Below are 23,307 nucleotides of genomic sequence, written 5' to 3' on the forward strand. Positions count from 1 at the left end.
CGTTCGGTGAGCGGGGCCGCGCCGCCGGGTGAGTGGTGGCGCGGCCGGTGGGTGGCTGTCAGACGGTCTGGGGAGTCCGGTGCGCCTGCGGGAACCCAGTGGCCAGGCGTCGGCCGATCGCGGTGAGGTACGGGGCGTACTGCGGCCCGCGTACGCCGTCGTCGCCGTCGCTGGGGTGCACGGTGCCGACGGCGTCGCGGAACTCGATCAGGCCGTCACGGTGCAGGGCCATCGCGGTCGGCCACGGGGTGTTTTCTGGCAGGCGTCCCTCTGGCGTGGCGCCGTGGAGCGCGGTGTGGCCCGCGTCGGTGAGGAGTACGCGGCGACCGCTGCTGTTGACAGACAGGAACGTTGGCCCGTCGTATCCAGCCCAGCGCGCCCCTGCGGCGGCGCGGCCGGTGTTGGTCACCTCGGTCACCCAATGAGCGAGCCAGATGGCGTCCTGGACGCGGATGTTGGTGCTCTCGGGGACACGGCCCTTGTCATCCGCGAGGGCGGCGAGCAGCGCGCGGCGGTGGGCGGGGGTCGGCTTCTTGGGGGCGGTGGCCATGTTGGCAGTCCTTCGGTGCGGGAGGGGTGGGGAGCGGATGGTCAGATGACGTCGGTGGCGTCGTAGAAGGTGGCCATGCCGCCGGTGAACCGCTCGCGGCCGACGGGCAGGGACGGCGCGGCGAACTCGGCGCGGACCTGCCGGTCGTATTCGGTGTCGGAGACGAGGCGCACGGTGTGGTCGACGGTGCGGTATCCGACGACGCTCCACTTTTCGACGCCGTACCGCGTCGTGTGGGTGACCGGGTCGCTGTACTCGACGAGGCGGATGATCAGGGCGGGTCCTGCGTCGCCGGTGATGACGGACTCGCGGAGCGTCTTGCCGCCCAGGATCTCGAAGGAGTACACCTCGTCGAGTTCGGGCGCGATGTCGACGGGGCCGGAGTGGGCGAGGACGGTGCGCAGCGGCCCACACATGGCGGTGAGGTCGTCCACGCTGGGCAGGGTCAAGGACACGACGGTTCCCTTCGGTTCGGGTCTGTCGGCGGTTGCTCTCCGCCAACAACTCAAATACTACAGCACGCGTCGCACGGGTGCTAGATGACCCCGCAAAACAAGGCCAGATCCTTCATGGTGCGCTGCGCGCTGTGCCTTGCCGGTGCTGCTAGTTGGTCATCATGTTCGTCAGGTGCGGTCCGACGTACCCGACGACGAGACGGCCGGCGCCCTTCACCTCGTCGAGGAAGTACACGCGCGGCGCGATGGTTCCCCGAGCGGCGAGCTTCAGGTGCGCCTGCATCTCCGCGCGCTCCCCGCCGGGCACCGGGAACATGCGCTCGTGCCCGTACTGCTCCATGGTCGGCGCACTTTCGGTCATCGCGATCTGCTTGGCCGGGTAGGGCTTGGCGCCTGCGGGCGGGATCGTGCAGAACTGGTAGAACCCGCCGTTGAACCCGGCTTTCGCCGCTGCGGCATAGGAGTCGAGCGCCACCAGGGCTGTCCAGCCCTTCGCCGCCCACGTCCGCGACATGGGGTGTTCGTCGAGCCGGAACGCGATCCTCTGGTCCGCGGTCACTGCCAGATGCTCCAGCTCCCCCAGTCGCTCCCACAGCTCCTCGAACGATGCGGGGATGCCCGGCAGGCTCTTGGCGGCCTCAACGACTTCATCGGCGCGCCCCTGGCGCAGTAGCAGAAGCCTCAGCCGGTCCGCCTCGGCTCGCGCCTGCTGCAACGCGTCGAGCGTCGTCAGGTGGTCCTCGATCTCACCGTCCCGATCGCTGATGACGGCCTGGAGCTGGTCACGAGTCGACGTGCTCGCGCGCTCGGCCAGGTCGATGCTGCGGCCCAGCTCCGACAGCTCCTTGTCGGCCTGGTCGAGCAGACCGTTCAACAGGGCCACCTCGGCGCGCAGCTCCTCGTCTCGTTCCCCCGTGCGCTGCGCCGGTACGGAGGAGAGCAGCCGCGCCTTGTCCATGGACTCACGGCGTTCCTGGCGGTGCTGCTCGGCGACGCGGTCGGGGAACATCACGGAGGAGAGCTGTCGGGGCAGCGGACGTTCCAGGGCGAGCGTGTGCACGCGTCGGGCGACGCCACGCCACGTCTGGTCCGCCTGGTCGGTCCACCTGGAGGAGCCCATCAGCCGGTGCCGCGGAGCTCCGCCGCCCAGGCCGGGTCGACGAGCGGCATGAAGGTACGTACGCAACCGGGGCTGACGCGGTGGTCATGGCCGATCGCTTCACGGAACGCGTCGACCGCGGCCAGGTCCCACAACAGGTAGGTGGACGCGTCCCCGGCGACGTTCCGCATCGTGCCGGCCACGCGGTCCGACCACAGTGGATCGGCCTGTACGGGGCGTGCGGCGATGAGGGTGGGCATCTGCCGTTCCGGGTCGCACAGTACGTCGAGCAGGGAGTGGACGCGGTCGTGGGTGACGCGTAGCGCGTTGACGCTCAGCCTCGACAGGCCGTCGCGCGGCTCCAGTTCGCCCACCAGGTCGCGGATCAGGTTGGGCTTGCTGCCGCGGAGAGCCTGCGCGGTGTTGGGGAAGCACTCCAGATCGACGCCCGCGGTGCCTCCGTCGCCGGTGGTGGAGCGGACTGCCGTGACGGTGGTGCGCCAGGTCGCCTCCGGCTTGTCCTCCCGGAGTTGGATGCGGGTGGCGTACTCGGCGCCCTGGTCGTCGTAGGCCGCTTGCGACAGCAGTACGGACGCGTCGTCGAGCGGGTGTTGCCCGGTCCCCAGTGGGACGGCGGCCCGGAACTTCTTCTTCAGCCACTGTCCCGACATCCATCGGACGGTGTCGAGCAAGGTGTCAGCGTCGGGAACGGTGAAGACGGATCGGTGGATGAGAGTGCTGGCAGGAGTGCTCACGGGAACCTCAACGTGGGTGGGGCCTGGCCTGTGACCAGACGGGTTGGGGCCCCGCACGCAGGTCAAGCGACCCTAGGGGCGGGCACTGGCCGCGTACGGGGCGAACGGGGGGAACTGGCCGACACTGGACCCCTTGCTGGGGGGCCGGGCTGACGGTCAGGCGGGGATGTGCCGGACGTGGCGGTACCAGCGGAGGAGCACGCCGGTCGGCTGTCCGTCGAGCCACGTGCGGCGCTCCTCGGCCGGCGCGCCCTCCCACACGATGGCGGGGCCGGTCGGGTCGACCGTGGGCGTGAACGTGGAGTCCAGGACCACGTCGATGACGACGGCGCGTTCGTGGACGGGGAGCTGCGGGTTCGCCGAATGGTTGCCCCTGGCGAAGACGTCGATACGACTGGTCAGCCACTCCCGCTCGGTCATGTACGGGCCGATCGCGTCGGACGCCGCAGTCACGGCCGACCACCGGTCGATGGCCTCGACCGTCGTGGAATTCAGGCAGCGGGCGAACATGTTCTGCCACGCCGTGGCGTACGGGCCCAGGGAGCCGTCCCGGTGGATCTCCGCGCGCGCCGGGACGACGTGGAAGACCTTCCCACGCTGGTGGATGACGGTGAACGTACGGACGGGCTTGTCGAGCGAGACGGGCATGGTGGCGTGCCCTTCCAAGGGTGAAGTGCGAGAGGGAGGGGGCGCCCGCCGGGACGGGCGCCCCAGGGGTCACGAACCGAAGTGGGAGCGTCCGTCGTGCTCCAGGTGGAGGCCGTCCACGTGGAGATGCTTGGTGGCGTTGTAGTTGCGCCAGGTGCGCACGGCCGGGTCCCAGCCGGAGACGCCGACGGTCCAGCCGTAGAAGTAGCCGGTGCCGAACCGCTCGTACTGGGCAAGGCCCTGATCGTCGGGGTGCACGGAGAGAACCGCCGCGAAGATCGTGCGGATGGCCCGGGTCTCGTACGTGTCCACGCCGAAGACGCGGGACTCGAAGTGGCCGTAGCCGTAGTTCTTCACGTCCGTACGGGACGAGACAGCCAGCCGCGCGGCGACGTCATCGGGCAGGAGCACGACGGGCCGGTCCCACTGGTCGAGCGTGATGGTCACCTGGGCCGTGGTCAGGTCAGCGGCGGTCGTCGAAGCAGTCATCAAACGGGGCCTTCCAAGGGGAGAGCGGTCGAGGTTGCGAGCGTTTTGAGCGGTCTCTACGCGCGCACGCGTAAGAGCGCGCCATTGCACGCTGTTTCGCGTTGGTGGGGCTGGTGTGACGGGCGGGGCGGGCCGCCCGTCACGGAGTTGCCCTAGTCGGTGTGCAGTTCGTGGACGAGCTGCCAGTTCACGAGGGGTTCCGGGGTGATCGGCACTGCGCTGCTGGGCATCCGGACGTAGGCGCGGAACGTGGCGTAGCCCTGGACGGTGTAGCCGTGCTGAAAGTGGTAGAGGCGGCCGTTGATCAGTCGCATGTGTTCGTTCCAGCCGTCGCCTTCGCCGTCGGGGTGGCGGTGCTGGTCGAAGCGGGGGCTGATAGTGGTGGGCTGCACGGGCATGGCTTTCCTCTGTGTGGATGGCGGGGGTGCCGCCCGCCGTGGTGGCGGGCGGCGTGGTCGGTCACGCGGTGGTGGGCTCGCCGACCTCGCGCAGGACCTCGATCAGCACGAAGTGCTTGAGCGGCATGTAGTTCTTGAGGCCATGGCGCAGCCAGGAGGCGCGGCCTGCGGTGCCGAGTGAGCGGGCCCAGATGCGGCAGTCCTGGTAGACGGTGCGGGCCACGTCGTGGCTGACCCCGACGCGGTCCACGTAGTCCTCGATCGCAATTTCGCGGTCGTGGGTGGCGACGGCCGTGTTGTGCGCCTCGAAGCGGTCGATGGCGGTCACCTCGCGCAGGTCGAGGCAGTCACCCCAGTAGGCGTCGAAGTAGAGGAGTTCGCGGTCTTCTTCTGTCGCGGGGGTGAGGAGGACGCCGTGGACTACGCCGTCCTGCATGAGGACGGTGAAGGAGCGGGGGGCCTTGTCCAGGGTGACGGGCATGGCTGTGCCTTTCGGTTCGGGTCGGTGCCCGGTTGCTCTCCGGGCTGTCAGCGGTGTCGCTTACCAACACCTTAATATTACAGCACGCGTCACACCATTGGGAAGTCCCCACCGAGATGGCGCCTTTCACCTACATGCAAGGCTCCCCATCCAGTCCGCGCGACGCGCGCTGTACTTTTCTATTGAGGGTGTGTAGCGTTCTCATCGCACCACCGGCCCGGAGAGCAACCGGGCCAACCGACCCGAATCGAAAAGGACTTCGCCATGCGCAGACTCCGCCTGCCCTTCCGCCGGCCCCGCCCCGCCGTGCTCCTCGCCGCCGGGCTGGCCGCCGCCGCCCTCGGCACCATCGCCACCTTCGGCCCCGCCAGCGCCGGAGCCACCAAGGCCACTCCGCAGGAGATCGTGACCGCGTTCAACGACGGCTTCGCCGACGGCCGCGCGGACGCCACGGGCGACGACAACCGTGACGGCCGCATCGACGAGGACGAGAGCGGCTGGGACTGCCACACCATGGGCAACCGCGTCTGCGGCGCCCCCATCGTCCCCACCGAATGCAAGGGCGCAGGGGTCGCCGTCGGGCTGTGCGTGACCGTAGCCAGCCGACCCGCGTACGGATGGGCCAATCCGGACGGCTCCCGCGTCGACAACCCCGATGGTCACGCCCAGATCCGCGACCTCGACGAGAAGCCCGGCACGCCCGGGTTCCCGTCCGCGCTGCGGGCCCTCGACGCCGAGTGGCGCGAACACCACTGACCACCCCCGCCGGGGCGCAGCCGCACCGCCGCGCCCCGGCCCCGCCCCCCGCTGGAGGAAACCCGATGCCGCAGTTCTTCGACCTTGACCCGACCGTGCGCCCCGTCCGCCTGTCCGCCCGCCCGGACGACGCCCACCCCTACGCCTTCGATCTGGCCGCCGTACGCATCGTGCGCGTTGACCAGGTTCGACAGGGGGATGTCGTGCTCGGTGAGGTCTACGACTACGACCCGCAGCGCACCGCTGAAGTCAGCTACCTGCCGTACGGCTGCATCCCGTTCACCGCCCGGCCCCGGCCCGTGGACCCGCAGTGCCCGTGCGAGCTGTGCCGCCAGCACCGCGCCGATCCGTGCACCTACCTCACCAGCCCAGTTGTCCTCACCGTCTGGCCGCGCGGGGACCCCGTGTGCCAGCTCAACAACACCGACGAACTCTTGATCGTCATCCCCGCCCACCAGTTCCCTGCCTGACCCGGAAGGCCCACCATGCGCACCCTGACCCTCGGCTCCGAGACCCTGCACCTCACCGACCGGCCGACCGCTTCCGACTATCCGCCCCTGCCGCACGGGCTCACCCTCGACCAGGCCGTTGCCGTCCACGCCCACGAGGTGAAGGCCGGTGATCTCGTGCTCGCCGACTTCTCCGACGAGAGCGGCACCCGTCGGGCGGGGCACGTCCCCACCCCGTACCCCGCCGACCCGCACGCGTTGCGGGACTGCCCGTGCCAGGGGTGCGAGGAGCGCGACGACGTCGACGCGTGGACCCTCGGCGACCACAGCCGTGTGGGCGACGTCGGGTGGCGGTTCGTGTGCCTGTCGCCGTCCGAGCACGGTGAGGGCGACGAGGGTGATGAGCCGTGCGCCATCGAGCTGCGCAATCGGCCCATGGCCGTGATCCCTGTCGGCGTTGTCACCGCCGCCGAGGAGGCCGCCGATGAGGCCGCGTTGCCCGTGCGGACGTACGGGGTGATGTGGTCCGCCGACTTCGAGGCGTCCAGCCCGCAGGAGGCCGCACAGCTCGCGTACGAACAGCTCAAGAGCTATGCCGCCGACGGGTGGCCGCCGGAGTTGGAGATCGGGGACGAGAACGGGCACACGTACGTCATCGACCTGAACGCCACGCAGCAGAAGGAGGGAAGCCGGTGACGGACTGGACGCAGATGGGGCGCGGCGACTTCGACGATTCAGCCCAGCTCGCCCTTGTCGACGAGCGGACCGCGCGAGCGGGGGCCCGAGTGCTGGCCGCGCCGGACGCGTACGGCACTGCCGCTCTGTTCGGCGACGACGTGCCCGAGCGGCGGACCGCGCGCCGCCGGACCGAGGCCGCACCTCCGCAGGTCGACGCACTGTTCTAGCCTCCCGGTCGAGTACAGCGCGCGTCGCCACGGTCGAGATGCACGAACCACGACAGCCGCAGAGGGCAACGAATCTGCCGCCTACGGGCACTTTGGTGTTCGATCACTCCCCGAACTAGACCCATGGCGACGCGTGCTGTAGTATTTTTCTTGTTGGCGGAGAGCAACCGCCGACAGACCCGAACCGAAAGGTGACCCCGATGTCCGCGAACTCCCGCCGCACCGCCGCCCTCCTCCGCGACCGCGCCCGCACCAACCGCGCCGAAGCCCGCGCACGCCGCGCCGCCTCCACCGCCGCCCGCCGTGTCCGCACCGGCCCCCGCTCCCTGGTCACCCACATCATCGCCACCGGCACCCCGCTCACCGCCGTCTCCGGCGCTGCCGACGCGCTTCGCACTCAGGCCCGCAAGGCGGGCATCAAGGGGCGCGCCGCCCGCATACGCCGCACGCTCAACGGCCGCGCCCGCCAGGTCGTGACCGTCTACCGCTACACCGCCGAACAGGTCGCCCAGATCGTCGCGAACTACAAGCCGCGCAAGGCCGAGTACAAGACCATCCGCGCCGCCCTCGCCGCGTAACCCCACCCCTACCGCCGGGGCGCGGCCCACCCCCGCCGTGCCCCGGCCCCCACACTTTGGAGACCTCCACCATGAACACCGCCCCCGCACCCGAGCAGATCCCCGGCGCCGCCGAGACGACGATCGACCTCACCGGGATCACCGGCTACACCGTCGGCATCATCCGCCTCGCCGAGGCCAAGGGGCTACGCCCCACCTGGGGCCAGCCGCACGGCAACACCCGACGCATCGTCCTCAACTCCAGCGGCCCACATGGCGCCTTCGGCTCCATCACCATCGGCCGGACTAGCGGCAAGGTGCTGCGCGCCGAAGTCGTCCACGGCAACCACTCCCGGGGAGCCTGCCGCGCCGATGGCACCAACGCTGTCCGCGTTCTGATCAACGGCGTCACCCGCTCCACCTGCCAGCCCGGCTGCGCGTCACCGGACGCCTGCCGCTCCTGAACCGCCCCACGGGGCGCACCAAACCGGTGCGCCCCATCTGGCCGGAGAGCAACCGGCCCAGACCCGAACGGAACCCCGTGACCTACCAGCCCACTTCGGTCCAGATCGCCGCCGCCACCCGCGCCCGCACCGCCGCCAACGCAGCCCGGGACCGGTTCGCCGCCCCGGCCACCATCTCCGCCCTCCAGTTCATCGCCGCGCACCTCGACGCCGCCGCCACCGCGTGCGACGCCTACGACGGCACCACGAACGCCCCCTTCATGGAGATGGGACGGGCCCTTGCCGACGCCCGTGAGCTGATCGCCCTTCACCCCGACAGCCGCCTCCCGGACACGGTGATCGACTACATCACCGCACCGCTCACCGCCGCACCGCTGCCCACGCTGCCCCGGCTACTCCCGCCCAACGAGCGGGATGCCGCCGAGGAGACGGCGCTCCGCGCCGAACTCGACCGGCTCCACGCCGACACCGACACTGCTGACGCCGACACCGACCGCTGGTTCCGCGCGGTGCTCAACGTTCTCGCGAAGTGGAAGCGGCTCGAAGGCGCGGTCAACGTCGGCAGCCGCCGCCCCTTCAACCGGGCGCGCGTCGCCGAACTGCACCTGAAGTGCATCGCGTGCGGCGGCTCCTCCATCAGGTTCACCGTCCGCGAGTGGGCCGTCTGCGACTGCGGCAAGGGCCAGACCTGGGCTGACGCGACCACATGCGACTGCTGGGGCTACGAGTGCCCCGCCATCCAGGGCGACACCGCTCACTGACCACCCGCCCCACGGGGCGCACCCCACCGGTGCGCCCCACCCCTGGACGGAGAGCAACCGGCCAAGACCCGAAAGGCACAACCATGAGCATCACCGTCACCCCGCTCGCCCCCGAGGCCCGCGCCGCGTACGGCGTCTTCGCCACCTTCCCCCGCCGCCGGAGCGCCGCCGACCTGCTGATCGAGCGGATCATCCCGATGCAGGCGTACGCGGCCGTCCGCGCCCCGTACACCCGCGTGTGGAAGGAAGCGGCCTGGCAGCTCACTGGTGCGATCGCTGTCGCCAGTACGGCCGTTGACACCCCGCTGATCTTCGGCCGACCCATCCGCCGTGCCGCCGTCGCCATCGTCGCGGATGCCATCGTCGCGTTCGAGGAGGCGCACTCCCGGTACCTGCCGCACGACGACCACGACCGCTACACGCCGGAGCCGGGCACTGAGTACGACTTCAGCGTCGGGGACATCGGCCGCGCCGCCGTGCAACTCCTCGGTCCCATCTGGCACGCGGAGTCCACCCCGTGGGGCGTCGGCGCGTACCTCCAGCTCCAGGACGAGACGAACGGCTACCTGCTGGTCGTCGACACCGACAGGGACCCGTGCACTCACGGAGACCTCTACCTGGCCGACGACATGGGCCGCCGCACCTACCTGCCGGATGCGTGCGCCGCCGATGGGCTGCCCGTGCTCGCCGAACTCGTCGCCAACACCGTGCGTGGACTCAGCGACGTCGACTGATCCAACCCGCCCTCGGGCCCCGGCCGTCGGTCGGGTCCCACGACCCGGAGAGCAACCGGGCCGGCACAGACCCGGACCGAAACGGAAACCCCGCCATGTCCCTCGAATCCTTCGACGGCGCCCGCATTCAGGTCGTCGACTTCGACCCCACCACCGTGCGCCCCGGCGACGTCGTTGCCTCCACCCAATCCGGCCCGGTCAAGCTGTACTCCCGCGACGAAGTCCACACCGCGATCGTCGACGACGTGACGATGGCCGCCGACGAGGCGCACCGCTCCAACCAGGGCGACCGGTTCGCCTGGGCGATCACCGCCGTCATGACGTACCTCGACGCCCCGTCCGCGCCATGGGCCGAGGTGAAGAACCGGCACTACCAGCCGACCCCGGACGCCGCCGAGGACGACGAGGCTCCGCAGTTCATCCGCGAGCAGGTCTCGCAGGCCGTGAACAACGGCGTCGACGCCGCCGCCCGGCACACCGGACGCAGCTTCCCCGATGACCTGGACAACCTCGTCGTGAACGCGGCGCTCACCCTCCTCGACGACCCCGACGCCGACTTCTACACGGTCGCTGTCGAGTGCTACTCGGAGAGCCCGCGCGTCGTCCGCTCCTGGCTCTGACCCCACCCACCGGCAGGGGGCGACGCAAGACACCCCCTGCCGGTCAACTCCCCGGCGAGAGCAACGCCGGAAGACCCGAAGGAAACCCGCATGGCTACTGCCACCACTCCCGTGAAGGCCGCACCGGCGATCGCCGAACGCGTCGCCGAGCGTCTGCCGCACCGCGACGGCCACGCCTGGACGGTCGCCCCGTACGCGGCCTGGTGGACGACGCGTCCCGCCGCGCGCCTCACCCAGGCCGGGCGGCCCGGCGCGCTCATCCTCGCTGCGCACCCGTGGCGTACCGAGATCGCGTGGCAGCTCGACGACCGCGAGCCCTACGAGCCGGACCTCAGCCTGGACCGGATGGCACCGGAGCCCGTGGTCCGCGAGACCCTGCGGCTTATCCTGCCGCGCCTCGACGACGCCTCCGCTGTCGCCTACGCCCAGCCGCTCGCCAGTGAGGCGCACCGGATGAGGCTGCTGCACCTGAACCTGATCGGCAGCGCTGTGCGCGCCCAGGGTGCGGCGACGTTGAACACCGTCGGCGTCCAGCCCAACAGCCATGTCCTGGCCTGGGAGGCGCAGGGGGCGCGGTTCGCGGTGACGCTCGTCGGCGCCAACCCCGCGTGCGACCTGTCCGTCACCGGGCCCGTCACGGCCGTGGAACGAGTCCTGCCGCTGTTCTTGCCCGAGCCCGCCGACCGCACTCCGCGCTTCCCCCTGCGCACGGTTGGGACACGCCTGGGCCGCCGCGTGGCCGCGCACTTGGCGCAGTTCACCGACGTCGACCAGCTCGACGACAGCGGCCTCACCTTCGGAGGCGCGATCGGCCCGTTCGGCTACCTCGCCCCGCCCACCGATCCGGCCGCCCGCGTGCGGGACTCCACGCCTGCGTCCGCCGAGTTGCACGGCGTCGGTGTCGACCACCTGGTGCACCTCGCCCCACTGCTCGCCCGCTGACTCATCCCACCCCACGGGGCGCCTGCACGGCGCGCCCCGGTTCCGTCTGGAGACCATGCCCATGCCCGAGAACATCCCCGTCCCTGACTCCTTCCCGCTGCTCATCGGCGCCCAGGTAGAGGCGCACGCCCTCATCGTGCGGCGGCAGACCTGCGACGAGGTGGCTGCGATGCTGCGCGCGAGCGGCGAGACCTCCGCCGCGAACCTGGTCGAAGAGGACCGCGACTTCACCGAGTTGTCCCGCTCCCTGGCAGCCGTCCCCGCGTCCGAGCCGGAGGCGCAGCACGCGGCCGACTGCGGGGCCTTCGACTGCCGGTGCGGCTGCGCCCTGGCGCAGAGGTGCCAGGACTGCGGGCGGTGTGCGTGCTGGCGTGCGGAGTGCTGCGCCCAGGCCCCTGTCGCCCGGGCCCGGGGCGAGGAGCGCAAGTCGGCGCTGCGGCGGCTCCTGGATGGGTTCGGTACGGCGATGCTGACCGAGCTGCGGGAAACCACCGCTGCCGCCGAGGAGGCCGCGCTGCGCGACGTGGTGGCCCGCCGGGCGGGGCTGCTGGCCCCGGGCGACGGACGGCGTTACGAGACGGCCGTGTTCGAGGCGACGGACTCGAAGCTGGGCATGGGTCACGCCGACTGGCGTGGACAGGACGTTGAGCTGTACGCCCCCGGCCAGGACGGCCCGAACGAGACCGCCGACTGGGACGACACGGTGCTGTCCCGGGCGCTGGGGGCACTGGCCGAACTGCTGCACCCCGAGGAAGGCGCGCGCCTCACCATCGTCCTGGGCCAGGTCGACGACGCGCCCTGACGGTCGCCGGGCCAGGGGCGGCCGAACCTCTCCCTGACAGTCCGTTGGGTAGCACGAGCCCTTCGACGGGGCGTTCCTTCACAGCGAGGAACGCCCCGTTTTGTGTTCCTCACTCTTGCGTGGACCTCTACCTTTCTCATCCAGTTCGCGTCACTAACATGCCTCTGATCTGCACGAATGGACTATGCGTGACGCACACTGTAGTATTTTAGTTGTTGGCGGAGAGCAACCGCTGACCGACCCGAAGCGAAAGAGACACACCAGTGCCCGAACTGACCGCAGCCCAAGAGAGCGTCATCACCAGCGCCCTCTCCTACAAGGGCACCGGCGCCCCCATACCCGCACACGTCATGGCGGAGCTCGACGAGATCGCCGCTCCCTGGCCCGGCCGCTGGCTCCTCCCCTGGGAAGAGGGAGAGCCGGAGCGAGTGGTCGAGCTGTGCGCGGGCCCCGGTGGTTGGGCAGAGGGCCTGAAGACCGTCCTCGGCATCACCCGCTTCGACATCGTCGGCGTCGACATCAACGAAGACGCCTGCGCCACCGCTCGCGCCGCTGGCCACGTCCGTATCTGCGCCGACGTCAGCAAGCTCGACCCCGAACACCCCGCCCTGCGCTGCACCGTAGGCGTCATCATCAGCCCCCCATGCCCCAGCTTCTCGACGGCGGGCAAGCGCGCCGGACTCCTCGCCACGAACATCGACATCCTGCGGGACACCATCGCGGCCGCCGGTGAGGCAGGAGGGTTCATCCGCCTCGACGAGGTGTGCTGCGACGAGCTGTTTGCCGATCTTGAAGGCGACTGCCCGCTGTGCGCCGATCTCGGGTACCACGAGGGCTACGCCCCGCGCTCCGGCCAGAGCTGGGCCGAAGTCCGCGCCATGCTCGACGGACTGACCGACCCGCGTATCGGCCTGATGGCCGAAGTCGCCATCTGGCCGCTCGGTCTTCAGGCGGCAGGCGCCCCCACCCAGTGGATGGCCATGGAGCAGTCCAGCAACCTGCCCGAGGAGATCCTGGAGGAGCTGTCCGTCGAGTTCGGGTGCGCCGACTGGTTCCGTACCTCCTGGGCCGTCCTGGAGGCCGCAGACCTCGGCGTGGCCTCCCGCCGCAAGCGGACGTTCATGCTCGCCTCCCGCCACCGCTGGGTCGACATCACGCCGCCCGCCGCACCCCTGCCGGTCACGACGATGGCCGAAGCACTCGGATGGGACGAGAGCGAGCGGATCAACACCCGAGGACAGCGCCCCGTGGACCCGACGACCGGCCGAGCCAAGGGCGGGAACTGCTTCTCAGCCGACAAGCCGTCCTGGTGCCTCACCGGCAAGACCCGCACCTGGGTCCGCGAAAGCGACGGGAAGCGCCTCACCTCAGCCGAAGCCGGAACACTCGTCTCCTTCCGTGCCACCTACCCGTGGCAAGGGTCACGCTCCAGCCAGTTCCAGCAGGCCGGAGACGTCGTCTGCCCCGCCGTGGCCGCGTACGTCCTGGCCGTCCTCCACGGACTCGACTGGGAGCCACGACTATGCGACTACCTCACCGGGCTCTACCACTACGCCGACCTGTGGGACGACGAGTACGACCTAGCTGTCTGAGCCCACGCCCGGCCTCCCGCCCCGAAGGCCGGGCCGCCCGGCCTCAGCACGCGACGCAAATGGCGCACCCCGCCCACGATGCGCGGCCAACTGCTCGCCCACCTGGAAGGCCCTGTTCGTGACCACCTTCACCGCCCGGCTCCGCTCGCTGCGCGTCCGGCGTCCGGCGTCCGGCTTCCGGCGTCCGGCGTCCGGCGTCCGGCGTCCGGCGTCCGGCGTCCGGCGTCCGGCGTCCGGCGTCCGGCAAGCATCTGGCCTCTGCCTGGACGGTGTGGCCTCATGTCACGGTTAGGCGGCGGAAGTTCCTCTCAAGCCAGTAGGTGCCGATGGGCTCCACATACTGCATAGATGGACCGAGAGCGAACGCGGCCGGGCCGGAACGACGGGCTCTTCCTGAGGCTGTATGCCCTCTCCACGGCTGTCACGGCCTTGGGCCTCGCCGTGGCGGCGGGCGTTTTGGTGCAGGATTCTCCCGCCATGCGGCATCTCATCGATCCCGCACTGCTGTGGGCGGGACTCGGCCTCATTGTTTTCATTCTGGCGTCGTGGTTGCTATGGCGAGATGGGCCGGACTCGGCATTGCCCGTCGGAATCGTCTGGATCGCCTGGATCGCACTATGCGGCGCCTTCTTTGCCCTCGCCTACTGGGGGCTCGACCGTACGCTTACCGCCTTTCCGGGCTCCCGATTCGGTCCGGATGACATTGCCCCGATGATCGGCGCGGTAACAGGCCTCGGAGGACTTCTAGCAGGCACGAGCGTTGCGATGTCTCGGCTCCTTCGTGCCATGGGGCGACGCGCAGCTGAGACTGGGCAAGGAGAGCGAGCTCGGCAAGACGGCAGAGCTGCTGTGGTCCGTGCTGAGCGAGAAGGCGAGGCGGCCATCGTCAGGGCCCGAGCAGAAGGGCAGGCCGCCATCATTAAGGCGGAGGCGGAAAGAGCGCGAGCCGAGGCCAACCTGGAGGCGAGGCGAGCGCACGTTGAGTGGATGCGAGCGCAACTGGAACGAACACAGCAGGGTCTGTCTGAGCTGCCACCCCCGCCGCAGCTGCCGGAACTGGATGGTGGAGCCGCGGACGAGCCTTCGCAAAACGGGGGCAGTCCGGCACCCAGTGCAAGCCCCCTACCCGATGAGACTCCCTGACCCCGGTGCCGATGGCAGGGCTGGCACGTCCGCCGCTCACCGGCCGTGTGTCGTCTACGGCAGCAGCGCGCACCGTCCGGCAGACGGCGGGGTAGCGGTGCCCGGCGCGGCCGGCGGAGGCACGAACCGGAACCAGGCAAAGCCAAAGGCGCCCGGTGCGCCCACGGCGCCGTCCGTTCCGAAGGCGCCTGCCGTGAAAGCCCCGGCTCCGGCGGTCAAGGCGCCGTCGCTCGTGAAGGTCCGATAGGCGCGCGACTTAAGGTAGCTGTTTCCTCTCAATAGCCTCGCGTCCGGGGTCGGCCGGTGCGCTGAGCTTGTCGACCTTCAGCTTGCAGCGCCTGGCCTCGGTTGCCGGCCCGCACCTCCGACACGCGCGCTGGTTCGGACTGATGCCGAAGCCGCCGACTGGCTCACCGCCACGGCCGCCACGGAGCTGACGTCGTCTCGGACACCATGGGCCCCGGGGAGGCCGACCGACCTCCCCGGGGCCCCTTAGATACAGTTGCCTCTGTCCTCGTGGCTGTTGTCGAGGAGTCGCCGAAGGACAGGCCTACGGCTGATCCAGCAGAAAGTCGACGGCGCAGTTGATGCGTTTGCCGAGATCGCTGAGGGTGTACTGGGAGCTTGGATTCAGTGCCGCCAGGTTGAGCTGTTCGTCCAGGCCGTACTGGACGCGGCGATGGTGAGCGCCAATCCCCTGGAAGATCCACGGCACCATCTTGACCATGCGGACATCGGTCGGCCCTGCATTGACGAACCAGCCTCCGGGGATCGGGAAGAACCGGTCGAAAGCCTCCAACGCCACCGGGATCTCATCGACGGGAATGCCGGAATACTTCGACATCCACTCAAACTCCTGCTCCTCCCGGTCGTCGAGGTAGAACCCACCCCACCCCCAGAGAAGCTGCTGCCAAAAGCTCGCGTAGCGACTGAAGTTCGGCTGCTCTCGCAGCCACGTCATGCCGTCGTGAAAGGTCGCGGGCAGGGCGTGATAGGTCAGACCTTGGAAGAACCAGTTCTTGCCCTCCAAGATCACCCCCGGGGCACCATCAGGGTGTTCGAGCGCGTAGTCAACCGCCGCCTTCAATATGGAAAGCCGCGCTCGGTGTTCGAGGTACGTGCAGGCCTGGAGCTCCGGGTACTCCCCCCTCAACATGGCTCTGTAGCTCGCGCTGTCGGAAGCCTCCGATTGAGGATCAAACCCGTTGCCGTCCAGCTCTTGCGCGTAGCCGCGGGTCAGCTTCGGGTGCTCGCCGTACGCCTCGTACAGCAGCGCCAAGGACTCCTCTGGAGCGCGCGCGAGGAAGGTGCCGTTGTTGATCTGGCGGTGATATGCCTTCGCCGCCTTGGCACCCTCATCCCCTTTCTTCGCCCGCTTGTTGAGGAGCTTGACGAACCTGCGCTCCGCACCGTATGAGTGTCGCCACAGTTCGATGAGTTCCTGCGTTGCAAATGTTCCGAAGCCCCTCTCGGTGAACTCCTCTGGCGCGGTCTTGAAGTCCTCGAAGCAGACGACGTCCAGCCCCAACGGCCCCATCTTGCCCGGGGCAGACTCACGGTCATCCCACCGCGTGATGAAGAAGGCGCCATCTTGGATCTTCAGGTACTGCATCCAGCCGACGACCTTGAAGAGATCGGTGTACCCCCAGCCCCCACCCTTGACCTCGGTGAGCCGCCGCCTGGGTCTTTCATGCGCGTAGTCGGTGGTGACGATATCGAGCTCGAAGATGTCCGCAGGGTCGGACCCCACGATCGACTTCTCCACATAGTGGCCCGACGCCTGAAACAGCGCGGCGACGTAATCCTCGAGTTCTTCGCCGGCCGCCGGGATGTCCGGCAGCTCCACGACCTTCCTGTTCATCAGCAACCCCCTCCGGTGCAGAGCGACCATTCTGGCCCTTCGCGCAGCGCACCGGCCCGCGAATAATGCGAACGGTCCCGACGGCGGCACGGGCGGGACGGGCGGCAACGGGGGTCTCTTCGGCGGAACCGGCTGACCGCACGCCCGGCCGGACGCGAACATGCCCGGCCGGGCTGTCAGTGCCCGCTGCAACAGTGGGATTCATGACCGCGATCCTTACGGACTACTCGCCGCGCGAACGCCTCGCCGCGCTGCTCCGTGTTCCCGTGCGGAACGCCCTGGCGCAGCGGGCGGATGCGATCCGAAGCTCTTTGCCGCCGCGCCCCCTCGACGACGCCCGCGCCCGCCTCGTCTGGCTCCGCTCCCTCGACCAGGACCAGGCCCGTCGCGCCGCGCTCCTGCACCGGCTCGACGCCCTGTGCGAGCACGTCTCCGGCAGCCCGGCCCTCGGCTACGATCCCCGCGATCCGCTCCCCGCGGCTGCGCTTGAGGAAGCCGACGGCTTCACCGACGCCGCCACAGCGCTCCTCGTTGCCGACTACCGGGCGCGCCGGGCTGTCAGTGCTGGTTGAGACACTGCATGGCATGTGGAAGGACGCTCGCCCCGTCGTCGCCGTCATGGCGCTCGGAGGGCTCATATTCGGTGCCGGAGTCGGCTACCTCACCACCCAGGACGTGACGAGCACGCTCACCGCGGCCGTGTGCTGTGCCAGTGGAACCGGGGTCGCCGCGTTCGTCCGGCTCCGCCAGATCCGCCAGCAGCAGGCCGAAGCGAAGCGCAACGGCTTCGGGGCCGCGCTGGCCCAGGGCGCCCTCATCGCCGTCGCCTGCTACCAGCGCGCCGCTTCCCCCCGAACCGGGAACGGAGCGGTCACCGACGAGGAGGTGGCCGAGCTGCGCTGGGTCGCCTACCAGCAGGCCGCAGCGGAACGTCTCGACGCCCCCGTGAGGGAGGCCGCAGCCAGAGCTCTCAAGGCCGTCGATATCGGGGACCCCGGTTCGGCGTCCAGCTCCCTGATGGACCTGATGGGCGCCGTCCACGAACAGCACATGCCCGCACGTATCCGCTGGCCAGCGCGACGCTAGCCCCCTCGATGCGGATGCTGCTCCGTTGCATCACCCCTGCCGGACCCCGGCCGCCCCCGCGGCTGCGGCCCGGCGACCGAACGGAGCACCAAATGCAGCCCGACCTCCTCCAGGCCATCGACACCTGGGAGCAGCACTGGCACGAGACGCAGGCCGCGGCCGTCGCCGCGCTGAAGACCGCCTTCCCTCACCTTGGAGACCGTTCCCGCTACGTCGGCTGTGACGACATCCGCCTGGAGTACGACACCGAGGGGCGCGGCGCCGGCCGCGTCTGCGTCGACGACGAGGGCCGCGCCAACGTCGAGTTCGGACAGATCCCCAATGAGGTGATCGCGCGCGCCGTCGACGAGATCCGTCTCCCGTACCTGGACTACGCGGACGGGCCACTGAGCGACGCCCCGCCGGGCACCTATGTGTACGAGTGCGAGACATCGGCCGCGCAGTTCGAGTTCACCCTCGGCACCCTCGGGCACGGGCAAGTCGTCATCTCGTTCGCGCCCATCCCAGACGCGGCAGCCGTCCTTGACGCCCTGGAGGACGCCTTCGCCGAGCACGGCGACGACGCGGCACTGAGCGCGCCTGCCCCACGCCCGGACCCATGGCCCCGTACCGCTGCCGATCCGATCGTGCTGAACATCGGTACAACAGAGGGCGTGACTCTCGAAAACGATCACGTGGCACACTGAAGTCGTCCCCGCCGTGAACCCCCGTCACGGCGGGGACACTCATTCCGGTCCCAAATCCGATCCGGCCGCACCCCGGCTCGACGACGTTCCGCCTGCGCCCCGCACCTCGCTGCTCGCCCACGCCGCACCTCCACGACGACCAGGACGTGCCCGTCGTGGGTCGCTGCCCGATGGCGGGCGCCGGAGAGCGCGACGTAAGGCCCGGTCACCCGCCACTCTCCCGTCCCTCACCCCGCCGCACACGCGGGCCGCGACCGCGGCCCGGAGGCCGGGCAGGACGGAGACGATCGTGGCTCGACGACGCACCGGCCCCACCGACCCGGTTAAGGACCTCGTCTACCAGCGAGACGGCGGGCAGTGCGTGCGCTGCGGCACCATTCATCGGCTGACCATCCATCACCGCGTCAACCGCGGCATGGGCGGGGCGCGGGAGCCGTGGGTCAACCAGGCGCACAACCTGCTGCTGGCCTGCGAGCTGTGCAACGGATGGTTCGAGGACAACCCCAAACCGTCATACGAGGCCGGATGGAAGGTGCGTCGCCCACAGGTACCGGACGAGGTCGAGGTCGAGTACGCCGACGGACAGACGTACCGACTCACCCCGGACGGCGAGCGGACCACGGTCGTGGGGGCGGGGCGATGAAGCGGGAGACGCCGGGGTTCGTTGACTTCGGCCGGTGGACGGCCGGGACCTGGACCACGAGCACCCCGGAGGTGTGGTTCGCGATCGGCTACACCTACAGCAGCAACGAGCGGCTGTATGGGGTCGGCGGGCCCGCCATCACCTTCGGCCGCAGCACTTGGGCCGTGTTCACCCTGTGCTCTCGCGCCGAGCACAGGGCCCGGAAGGATGACCCGTGGAAAACGGAGAGCGAGGAGTTCCAGCCGCTTCCGGGTCCGCGCCGCGGTCTTGCCCGGCTGCGGTGGTGGCGGTGAGGCGTCTCGTGGGGCTCGGATTCCTGCGCCCCGGCTCCGTGCCGCCGACGGAGGTCGGCCGGATCGTCTTCACCGACGCACCGGCTGGCCGCGATCCAGCTGCCCCAGCGGACGTCCATGGGCGGGTTCTCCTCGTCGGCCGTTTCGGATTTGCCCTGCTCAGGAGGGGTGCAGCGCGCTCGTCATGACAAGCCTCCGTACCGCGCTGTACTATTTCGGCGTTCTTCGGCATGGGGTTGCCCCAGCCTTCGCCGGCACCCAGCGCGGTGCCCGAGTACCCGGAGGCCAGTCATGTCCGCTGCGCACCACAACCTCACCGTCCCCGAGCACAAGACCCTCCGCGCCGACGCCGAGCGCCAGGTCAAGGACGAGCTGGGCGCCATCGCCCGGCCCGACGACCGGTTCAAGCGGGCCTGCGAGATCGTGCAGCAGGCCGACCTTGAGATCGCCGCGCACGCTGAGGAGCGCAACCAGGCCGCCATGAGCCTGTGGTTCTACGACGGCGTCCGCGGCCTGGACAAGGTCCTGGGCATCCTGCCCAACGCGTACAGCGAGATGCGCCGCCTCGCGCTGCGCGGCGACAAGACGGCGACGATCAACCCCGACGGCGACCTCAACGCCCGCATGACCTCCGAGGAGCGCCGAGCCGCCGCCAAGGAGGCCGGGGTCGAGCACATCAAGGACGCCGCGGACCGGCTGCCGTCGCTGTCGGCCACGGTGTCGGTCGCTGGCGCCCGCCGGAAGGCCGCGATGCCGTTCCTGTATGACGCCACGCTCGCCCTGACCGAGGAGCCCTACGGGTGGAGCACCAGCAAGATCGCGGAGCTGGGCGACGACCTCACCCCGGCGTACGTGCGGAACCTCAAGACGCGAGCGAAGAAGCGCCGCGGCTACTGACCCCCGCCCCGAGCCCGGCCCTGCAGCATCACCGGGGCCGGGTTTTCAGTCGCCGGTAACCGGGGCCTGAAAACCCGGCCCCGGTGAATCCGGCTTCCGGTGCTCCGGGTTCCGGCAGGTCAGGCCCCTTTAGTATGAACATCAAGCATGACCATCAAGTAATTACGGTGCCTTCGCTTCGCTCAGACACCGTCGGCGTCTGCCTCCAAGCCAGATCCGCCTGTCGAAAAGCAGCTGCCCCGCCTGCCTCCGCGTTGCGAGACTCCGGGCATGAGCGACATGCGCGAACTGCCGTGGCCTGTGCCCGACGTCCGCTTTCGACACTGGGCCGGGCAGTTCTCCGACATGCACGACCTGGTCCGGGAGCTCGTCATCCCGCCCGGCCTGCCCCAGGCCGCCGAGAGTGTGATGACCACCGCGTGCGAACTCATCCGGATGAGCTACTACCGGTTTGAGTTCCTGATGGTTGGCGCCGCTACGTCCATCATCGCCATCGAGACTGCGCTCACCGACCGCTACGGCAAGGGGAGCCTGGCCAGCCACCTCAAGAAGGCGCGCGAGGACGGCCTCCTCACCGATGAGCAGTACGGCCTCCTCGACGGCTTCGGTCGCCCGATCCGGAACAAGTTCGCCCACGGGGATCTCACCCATGCCGCGCTGACTCCGCCGTTGGCCGTCGGGATCGTCCGTACCTCGCTCACGACCCTTGCTGAACTGCACGCACGCCCTTGAGCGGGGTGTCACAAAAGCCGGCTGGCTGACGTTCCCCCGGGCACGACGACCATGCCCGGCCTTCTGCCCCTGGCCCGCCACTTCTACGAGACCCGCCGTGAGGTCCTGGCCGCCGCCGGCGCCCAGGCCACTCCTTGGTACCGGCTGAAGGCCGATGAACTCGCCGTCGCCGTCGCCGAGGCCCGGATCATCCTCGAAGCCGTGCGTCGGGCCAACGATGAGCACGCTGTGCTCCTGGGCGGCGTCGCGGACAGCCCGGCCTCCGCAGACGCCGACGACTTCGCGCGGCCGTGATGGGCGACTTCTACGTCGACGGCTACGTACTCAAGCGGCCCCCCGACGCGTGCGGCTGCGGTGAGTCGTTCTTCCGCCCCGTGCACGAGTACCACGGAGGGGACAGCGTCGGCCCGGCCTGGGAGTGCACCGGGTGCGGCGGCATCTACGACGGCATCTGACCGGCCCCGACGCCAGGTGTAACAAGATCTGACTTCCGACGTACTACATGGTGCCGAGGCCCGCGCGACCTTCCCCCCGAGCGCGCGGGCCTTGAGCGAAAAGGCTTCCGGCGCAAGGGCCAGCAGAGATGGCCGTGTTCGTCATACCGCGCCGGAACACGCGGTCTGGTCGGGGTGTCAGGGCATGGGCCCCCGGCCAGACCGCGACACAAACCCGGCCCGAGCGGCAGCGTCCTGATCATGTCCCGTAAGCAGCCTGAGCAGCCGACACGCACCCGCGTGGCCCCCTCGGCGTCCAAGCTGCAGCACGCCCGCCCCGGCGTCATTTCACGCGACGGCGCCGACATCGCCGACCGGCTTCTGCGAATGCCGCCCACCGAACGCCGCAACGCCTTCAAGCAGCACTTCACACCCCACGAACGCGCCGTCATCATGACGGAAGTCGAAAGGGCCACCGGGTCCCTCTACGGGCTCTGGCGAGACTCCCCGTCCGGGTTCGTCGAGGACGTCCTCGGCGAGAGCCTGTGGTCCAAGCAACGAGCCGTTCTCGACGCGCTCGTTGATCACAAGCGCGTCGCCGTCCCGGCCGGATTCGGTGTCGGCAAAACGCACTTGGCCGCCCGCGCCGCCGTCTGGTTCACCAACGTCTATCCCGTCGGCACCGCCTTGGCCATCACCACGGCGACACGGTTCCGGCAGGTGCAACGCCAGCTCTGGCCGCACATCCGCAAGGTCGTCCCCCGTGCCGGCCTGCCCGGGTACTGCGACACCGTCCAGTACAAGATGCCCGACCCGTACGGCAACGACTTCGTCGCGGCCTACGGCTTCTCCGCGCCTGCCAACGACGAGGCAGCGATGCAGGGCATCCACATGCCCCACCTGCTGCTCATCGTCGACGAGGCGGGCGGTATCGCCCCGATGATCGGCCACGGCACCAACAACCTACTCACCGGCGGGCACGCCGCGATGTTGGCCATCGGCAACCCGGCGATGGACGATCCGGCGAGCTGGTTCGAGGAACTGTGCCTCGAAGGCGACGATGCCGACGAGCCGACCACCGTCACCATCCCCATTTCCTCACTCGACTCCCCGGCAATCACCGGAGAGCACGCCCCGTACTGCACGGACTGCCCCGCGGGCGTCGCCCGGCACTCCCTCGCCGACCACATGCCCGACCAGGACTGGGTGGACCGCACCATCCGGTCGTACGGCGAAGACCACCCGTACGTGATCGCCAAAGTTTTCGCCCGATTCCCCAAGGGCGGCGGTGGCATCGCCATCCCGCCGACCTGGGTCGATGGCGCCATGTCCTACGAGGACCCGGCCGGAGACGGCTGGCACCGGCTATGTGACCTCGGCCTCGAAGGCGAGAAAGCCGGGCACACCGTCCGCGATGGGGCCTGGGTCCGGCTCGGCGTGGACATCGCCGCCGACGGGGGCGACGAATTCACCGTGTATCGCTCGGTCGGCGACGCGGTCGAGTTCCGGCACGCATCCGCCGGCGCCGCGAATGACAGCCAGGTCAACGTCGCCGAGAAGGTCCTGGAGGAGATCCACGCCGCGCAGCGCCTCGCCGATGCCCTGGACTCCCCGCACCCCGTGCGCGTCAAGGTCGACCAGAACGGCATCGGTCACGGCGTCGTCTCCATGCTGGAGCGGTGGGCGGAGACCGGCCGGCACCAGGCGCAGATCGTCGGCGTCATGGTCTCGGAGTCCCCGAGCCAGGACGACCCGGGCGCCGTCATGCGGCCGTGGCGCAAGCGCGACGAGATGTGGCTTGCCACCAGGTCGCTGCTCCAGCCCGACCCGTCGTCCGGCCGGGGGCGGCTGCGCCTGCACGTCGACAAGAAGGCGGCCGCGCAGCTCTCCACGCCGAAGCTGCTGTCCACGACAAGCGGCTACACCCAGATCGAGAGCAAGAAGGCGATGAAAGCCCGCGGAATGAAGTCGCCGGACCGCGCGGAAGCCGTGCTCTTGGCCCTGTACGAGCCCGAGCCCTTGAACAAGCCGCGTCGCCGCGGTCTCCTGAACTGAAGGTTCGTCCTCGCGCTGAG

General features: G+C 69.8%; 31 protein-coding genes. 22 read left to right on the forward strand and 9 right to left on the reverse strand.

Annotation, left to right across the window (positions count from 1 at the left end; all coding sequences use genetic code 11):
* Nucleotides 1–58 precede the first annotated feature (58 nt).
* The 8 genes from ACH4DZ_RS18365 to ACH4DZ_RS18400 form a co-directional block, all read right to left on the reverse strand.
* A complete protein-coding gene (locus tag ACH4DZ_RS18365; protein ID WP_398288167.1) occupies nucleotides 59–550 on the reverse strand; it encodes a hypothetical protein in 492 nt (163 codons plus the stop codon).
* Between the two features lie 41 nt (nucleotides 551–591).
* The gene (locus ACH4DZ_RS18370; RefSeq protein ID WP_398288168.1) at nucleotides 592–1,005 is read right to left on the reverse strand and encodes a hypothetical protein; all 414 of its coding nucleotides are present in this window, start codon (nucleotides 1,003–1,005) and stop codon (nucleotides 592–594) included.
* Nucleotides 1,006–1,153: 148 nt separating this feature from the next.
* Entirely contained in the window at nucleotides 1,154–2,125 is a 972-nt protein-coding gene (locus tag ACH4DZ_RS18375) for a hypothetical protein (RefSeq protein ID WP_398288169.1), read from the reverse strand.
* Complete coding sequence (locus tag ACH4DZ_RS18380; protein ID WP_398288170.1) at nucleotides 2,125–2,775, reverse strand: hypothetical protein; 651 nt, start codon at nucleotides 2,773–2,775, stop codon at nucleotides 2,125–2,127. The genes ACH4DZ_RS18375 and ACH4DZ_RS18380 overlap by 1 nt, the downstream gene beginning before the upstream one ends.
* A gap of 240 nt (nucleotides 2,776–3,015) precedes the next feature.
* On the reverse strand, nucleotides 3,016–3,507 hold the full coding sequence (locus tag ACH4DZ_RS18385; protein WP_398288171.1) for a hypothetical protein: 492 nt from the start codon (nucleotides 3,505–3,507) through the stop codon (nucleotides 3,016–3,018).
* 69 nt (nucleotides 3,508–3,576) lie between these two features.
* Nucleotides 3,577–3,996, reverse strand: coding sequence for a hypothetical protein (locus tag ACH4DZ_RS18390; RefSeq protein WP_398288172.1), 420 nt, complete (start codon nucleotides 3,994–3,996; stop codon nucleotides 3,577–3,579).
* A 152-nt stretch (nucleotides 3,997–4,148) separates the two neighbouring features.
* Nucleotides 4,149–4,388 (reverse strand): hypothetical protein, encoded by a 240-nt coding sequence (locus tag ACH4DZ_RS18395; RefSeq protein WP_398288173.1) that lies wholly within the window; start codon nucleotides 4,386–4,388, stop codon nucleotides 4,149–4,151.
* Between the two features lie 67 nt (nucleotides 4,389–4,455).
* The gene (locus ACH4DZ_RS18400; protein WP_398288174.1) at nucleotides 4,456–4,875 is read right to left on the reverse strand and encodes a hypothetical protein; all 420 of its coding nucleotides are present in this window, start codon (nucleotides 4,873–4,875) and stop codon (nucleotides 4,456–4,458) included.
* A gap of 264 nt (nucleotides 4,876–5,139) precedes the next feature.
* Between ACH4DZ_RS18400 and ACH4DZ_RS18405 the strand changes: the two genes are divergently transcribed.
* The 12 genes from ACH4DZ_RS18405 to ACH4DZ_RS18460 all read left to right on the forward strand — a co-directional run bounded on the left by ACH4DZ_RS18405 (nucleotide 5,140) and on the right by ACH4DZ_RS18460 (nucleotide 13,457).
* Nucleotides 5,140–5,631, forward strand: a complete 492-nt coding sequence (locus ACH4DZ_RS18405) for a hypothetical protein (protein ID WP_398288175.1) — start codon at nucleotides 5,140–5,142, stop codon at nucleotides 5,629–5,631.
* Nucleotides 5,632–5,696: 65 nt separating this feature from the next.
* Nucleotides 5,697–6,101, forward strand: coding sequence for a hypothetical protein (locus ACH4DZ_RS18410; protein WP_398288176.1), 405 nt, complete (start codon nucleotides 5,697–5,699; stop codon nucleotides 6,099–6,101).
* Nucleotides 6,102–6,116: 15 nt separating this feature from the next.
* Complete coding sequence (locus tag ACH4DZ_RS18415) at nucleotides 6,117–6,776, forward strand: hypothetical protein (protein WP_398288177.1); 660 nt, start codon at nucleotides 6,117–6,119, stop codon at nucleotides 6,774–6,776.
* Nucleotides 6,773–6,985: a hypothetical protein gene (locus tag ACH4DZ_RS18420; protein WP_398288178.1), complete on the forward strand. Its 213-nt coding sequence runs from the start codon at nucleotides 6,773–6,775 to the stop codon at nucleotides 6,983–6,985. Before ACH4DZ_RS18415 ends, ACH4DZ_RS18420 begins: the two co-directional genes overlap by 4 nt.
* Nucleotides 6,986–7,185: 200 nt before the next feature.
* On the forward strand, nucleotides 7,186–7,563 hold the full coding sequence (locus tag ACH4DZ_RS18425; RefSeq protein WP_398288179.1) for a hypothetical protein: 378 nt from the start codon (nucleotides 7,186–7,188) through the stop codon (nucleotides 7,561–7,563).
* A gap of 71 nt (nucleotides 7,564–7,634) precedes the next feature.
* A complete protein-coding gene (locus ACH4DZ_RS18430; protein ID WP_398288180.1) occupies nucleotides 7,635–8,006 on the forward strand; it encodes a hypothetical protein in 372 nt (123 codons plus the stop codon).
* A gap of 77 nt (nucleotides 8,007–8,083) precedes the next feature.
* Nucleotides 8,084–8,767, forward strand: a complete 684-nt coding sequence (locus tag ACH4DZ_RS18435) for a hypothetical protein (RefSeq protein WP_398288182.1) — start codon at nucleotides 8,084–8,086, stop codon at nucleotides 8,765–8,767.
* 83 nt (nucleotides 8,768–8,850) lie between these two features.
* The gene (locus tag ACH4DZ_RS18440; protein ID WP_398288183.1) at nucleotides 8,851–9,501 is read left to right on the forward strand and encodes a hypothetical protein; all 651 of its coding nucleotides are present in this window, start codon (nucleotides 8,851–8,853) and stop codon (nucleotides 9,499–9,501) included.
* 95 nt (nucleotides 9,502–9,596) lie between these two features.
* Nucleotides 9,597–10,121, forward strand: a complete 525-nt coding sequence (locus tag ACH4DZ_RS18445) for a hypothetical protein (protein ID WP_398288185.1) — start codon at nucleotides 9,597–9,599, stop codon at nucleotides 10,119–10,121.
* 90 nt (nucleotides 10,122–10,211) lie between these two features.
* Nucleotides 10,212–11,063, forward strand: coding sequence for a hypothetical protein (locus ACH4DZ_RS18450; RefSeq protein WP_398288186.1), 852 nt, complete (start codon nucleotides 10,212–10,214; stop codon nucleotides 11,061–11,063).
* A gap of 61 nt (nucleotides 11,064–11,124) precedes the next feature.
* Nucleotides 11,125–11,865 carry a hypothetical protein gene (locus ACH4DZ_RS18455; protein WP_398288187.1) on the forward strand — a complete coding sequence of 247 codons (741 nt, stop codon included), beginning with the start codon at nucleotides 11,125–11,127 and terminating at the stop codon, nucleotides 11,863–11,865.
* Nucleotides 11,866–12,128: 263 nt separating this feature from the next.
* Nucleotides 12,129–13,457, forward strand: a complete 1,329-nt coding sequence (locus ACH4DZ_RS18460; RefSeq protein ID WP_398288188.1) for a DNA cytosine methyltransferase — start codon at nucleotides 12,129–12,131, stop codon at nucleotides 13,455–13,457.
* 1,693 nt (nucleotides 13,458–15,150) lie between these two features.
* Here the strand turns inward: ACH4DZ_RS18460 and ACH4DZ_RS18465 are convergent.
* Nucleotides 15,151–16,461, reverse strand: a complete 1,311-nt coding sequence (locus ACH4DZ_RS18465; RefSeq protein WP_398288189.1) for a hypothetical protein — start codon at nucleotides 16,459–16,461, stop codon at nucleotides 15,151–15,153.
* Nucleotides 16,462–16,664: 203 nt separating this feature from the next.
* On the opposite strand from ACH4DZ_RS18465, the gene ACH4DZ_RS18470 reads away from it, so the two are divergent.
* From ACH4DZ_RS18470 to ACH4DZ_RS18515, 10 genes are all read left to right on the forward strand, one after another.
* Nucleotides 16,665–17,033, forward strand: a complete 369-nt coding sequence (locus ACH4DZ_RS18470; RefSeq protein ID WP_398288190.1) for a hypothetical protein — start codon at nucleotides 16,665–16,667, stop codon at nucleotides 17,031–17,033.
* 13 nt (nucleotides 17,034–17,046) lie between these two features.
* Nucleotides 17,047–17,547 carry a hypothetical protein gene (locus tag ACH4DZ_RS18475; protein WP_398288191.1) on the forward strand — a complete coding sequence of 167 codons (501 nt, stop codon included), beginning with the start codon at nucleotides 17,047–17,049 and terminating at the stop codon, nucleotides 17,545–17,547.
* A 92-nt stretch (nucleotides 17,548–17,639) separates the two neighbouring features.
* Nucleotides 17,640–18,233 (forward strand): hypothetical protein, encoded by a 594-nt coding sequence (locus ACH4DZ_RS18480; RefSeq protein ID WP_398288192.1) that lies wholly within the window; start codon nucleotides 17,640–17,642, stop codon nucleotides 18,231–18,233.
* Between the two features lie 289 nt (nucleotides 18,234–18,522).
* Complete coding sequence (locus ACH4DZ_RS18485) at nucleotides 18,523–18,876, forward strand: HNH endonuclease (protein ID WP_398288193.1); 354 nt, start codon at nucleotides 18,523–18,525, stop codon at nucleotides 18,874–18,876.
* Entirely contained in the window at nucleotides 18,873–19,169 is a 297-nt protein-coding gene (locus ACH4DZ_RS18490; protein ID WP_398288194.1) for a hypothetical protein, read from the forward strand. The genes ACH4DZ_RS18485 and ACH4DZ_RS18490 overlap by 4 nt, the downstream gene beginning before the upstream one ends.
* A 291-nt stretch (nucleotides 19,170–19,460) precedes the next feature.
* Nucleotides 19,461–20,066, forward strand: a complete 606-nt coding sequence (locus tag ACH4DZ_RS18495) for a hypothetical protein (RefSeq protein ID WP_398288195.1) — start codon at nucleotides 19,461–19,463, stop codon at nucleotides 20,064–20,066.
* A gap of 270 nt (nucleotides 20,067–20,336) precedes the next feature.
* Nucleotides 20,337–20,798 carry a hypothetical protein gene (locus tag ACH4DZ_RS18500; RefSeq protein ID WP_398288197.1) on the forward strand — a complete coding sequence of 154 codons (462 nt, stop codon included), beginning with the start codon at nucleotides 20,337–20,339 and terminating at the stop codon, nucleotides 20,796–20,798.
* Nucleotides 20,799–20,849: 51 nt separating this feature from the next.
* A complete protein-coding gene (locus ACH4DZ_RS18505) occupies nucleotides 20,850–21,092 on the forward strand; it encodes a hypothetical protein (RefSeq protein WP_398288199.1) in 243 nt (80 codons plus the stop codon).
* A complete protein-coding gene (locus ACH4DZ_RS18510) occupies nucleotides 21,092–21,253 on the forward strand; it encodes a hypothetical protein (protein ID WP_398288200.1) in 162 nt (53 codons plus the stop codon). Before ACH4DZ_RS18505 ends, ACH4DZ_RS18510 begins: the two co-directional genes overlap by 1 nt.
* Nucleotides 21,254–21,493: 240 nt before the next feature.
* Nucleotides 21,494–23,287 carry a hypothetical protein gene (locus ACH4DZ_RS18515; protein ID WP_398288201.1) on the forward strand — a complete coding sequence of 598 codons (1,794 nt, stop codon included), beginning with the start codon at nucleotides 21,494–21,496 and terminating at the stop codon, nucleotides 23,285–23,287.
* Nucleotides 23,288–23,307: the final 20 nt, after the last annotated feature.

This window comes from Streptomyces sp. NPDC017991 (genome assembly GCF_044328075.1).
Lineage (GTDB): Bacteria > Actinomycetota > Actinomycetes > Streptomycetales > Streptomycetaceae > Streptomyces.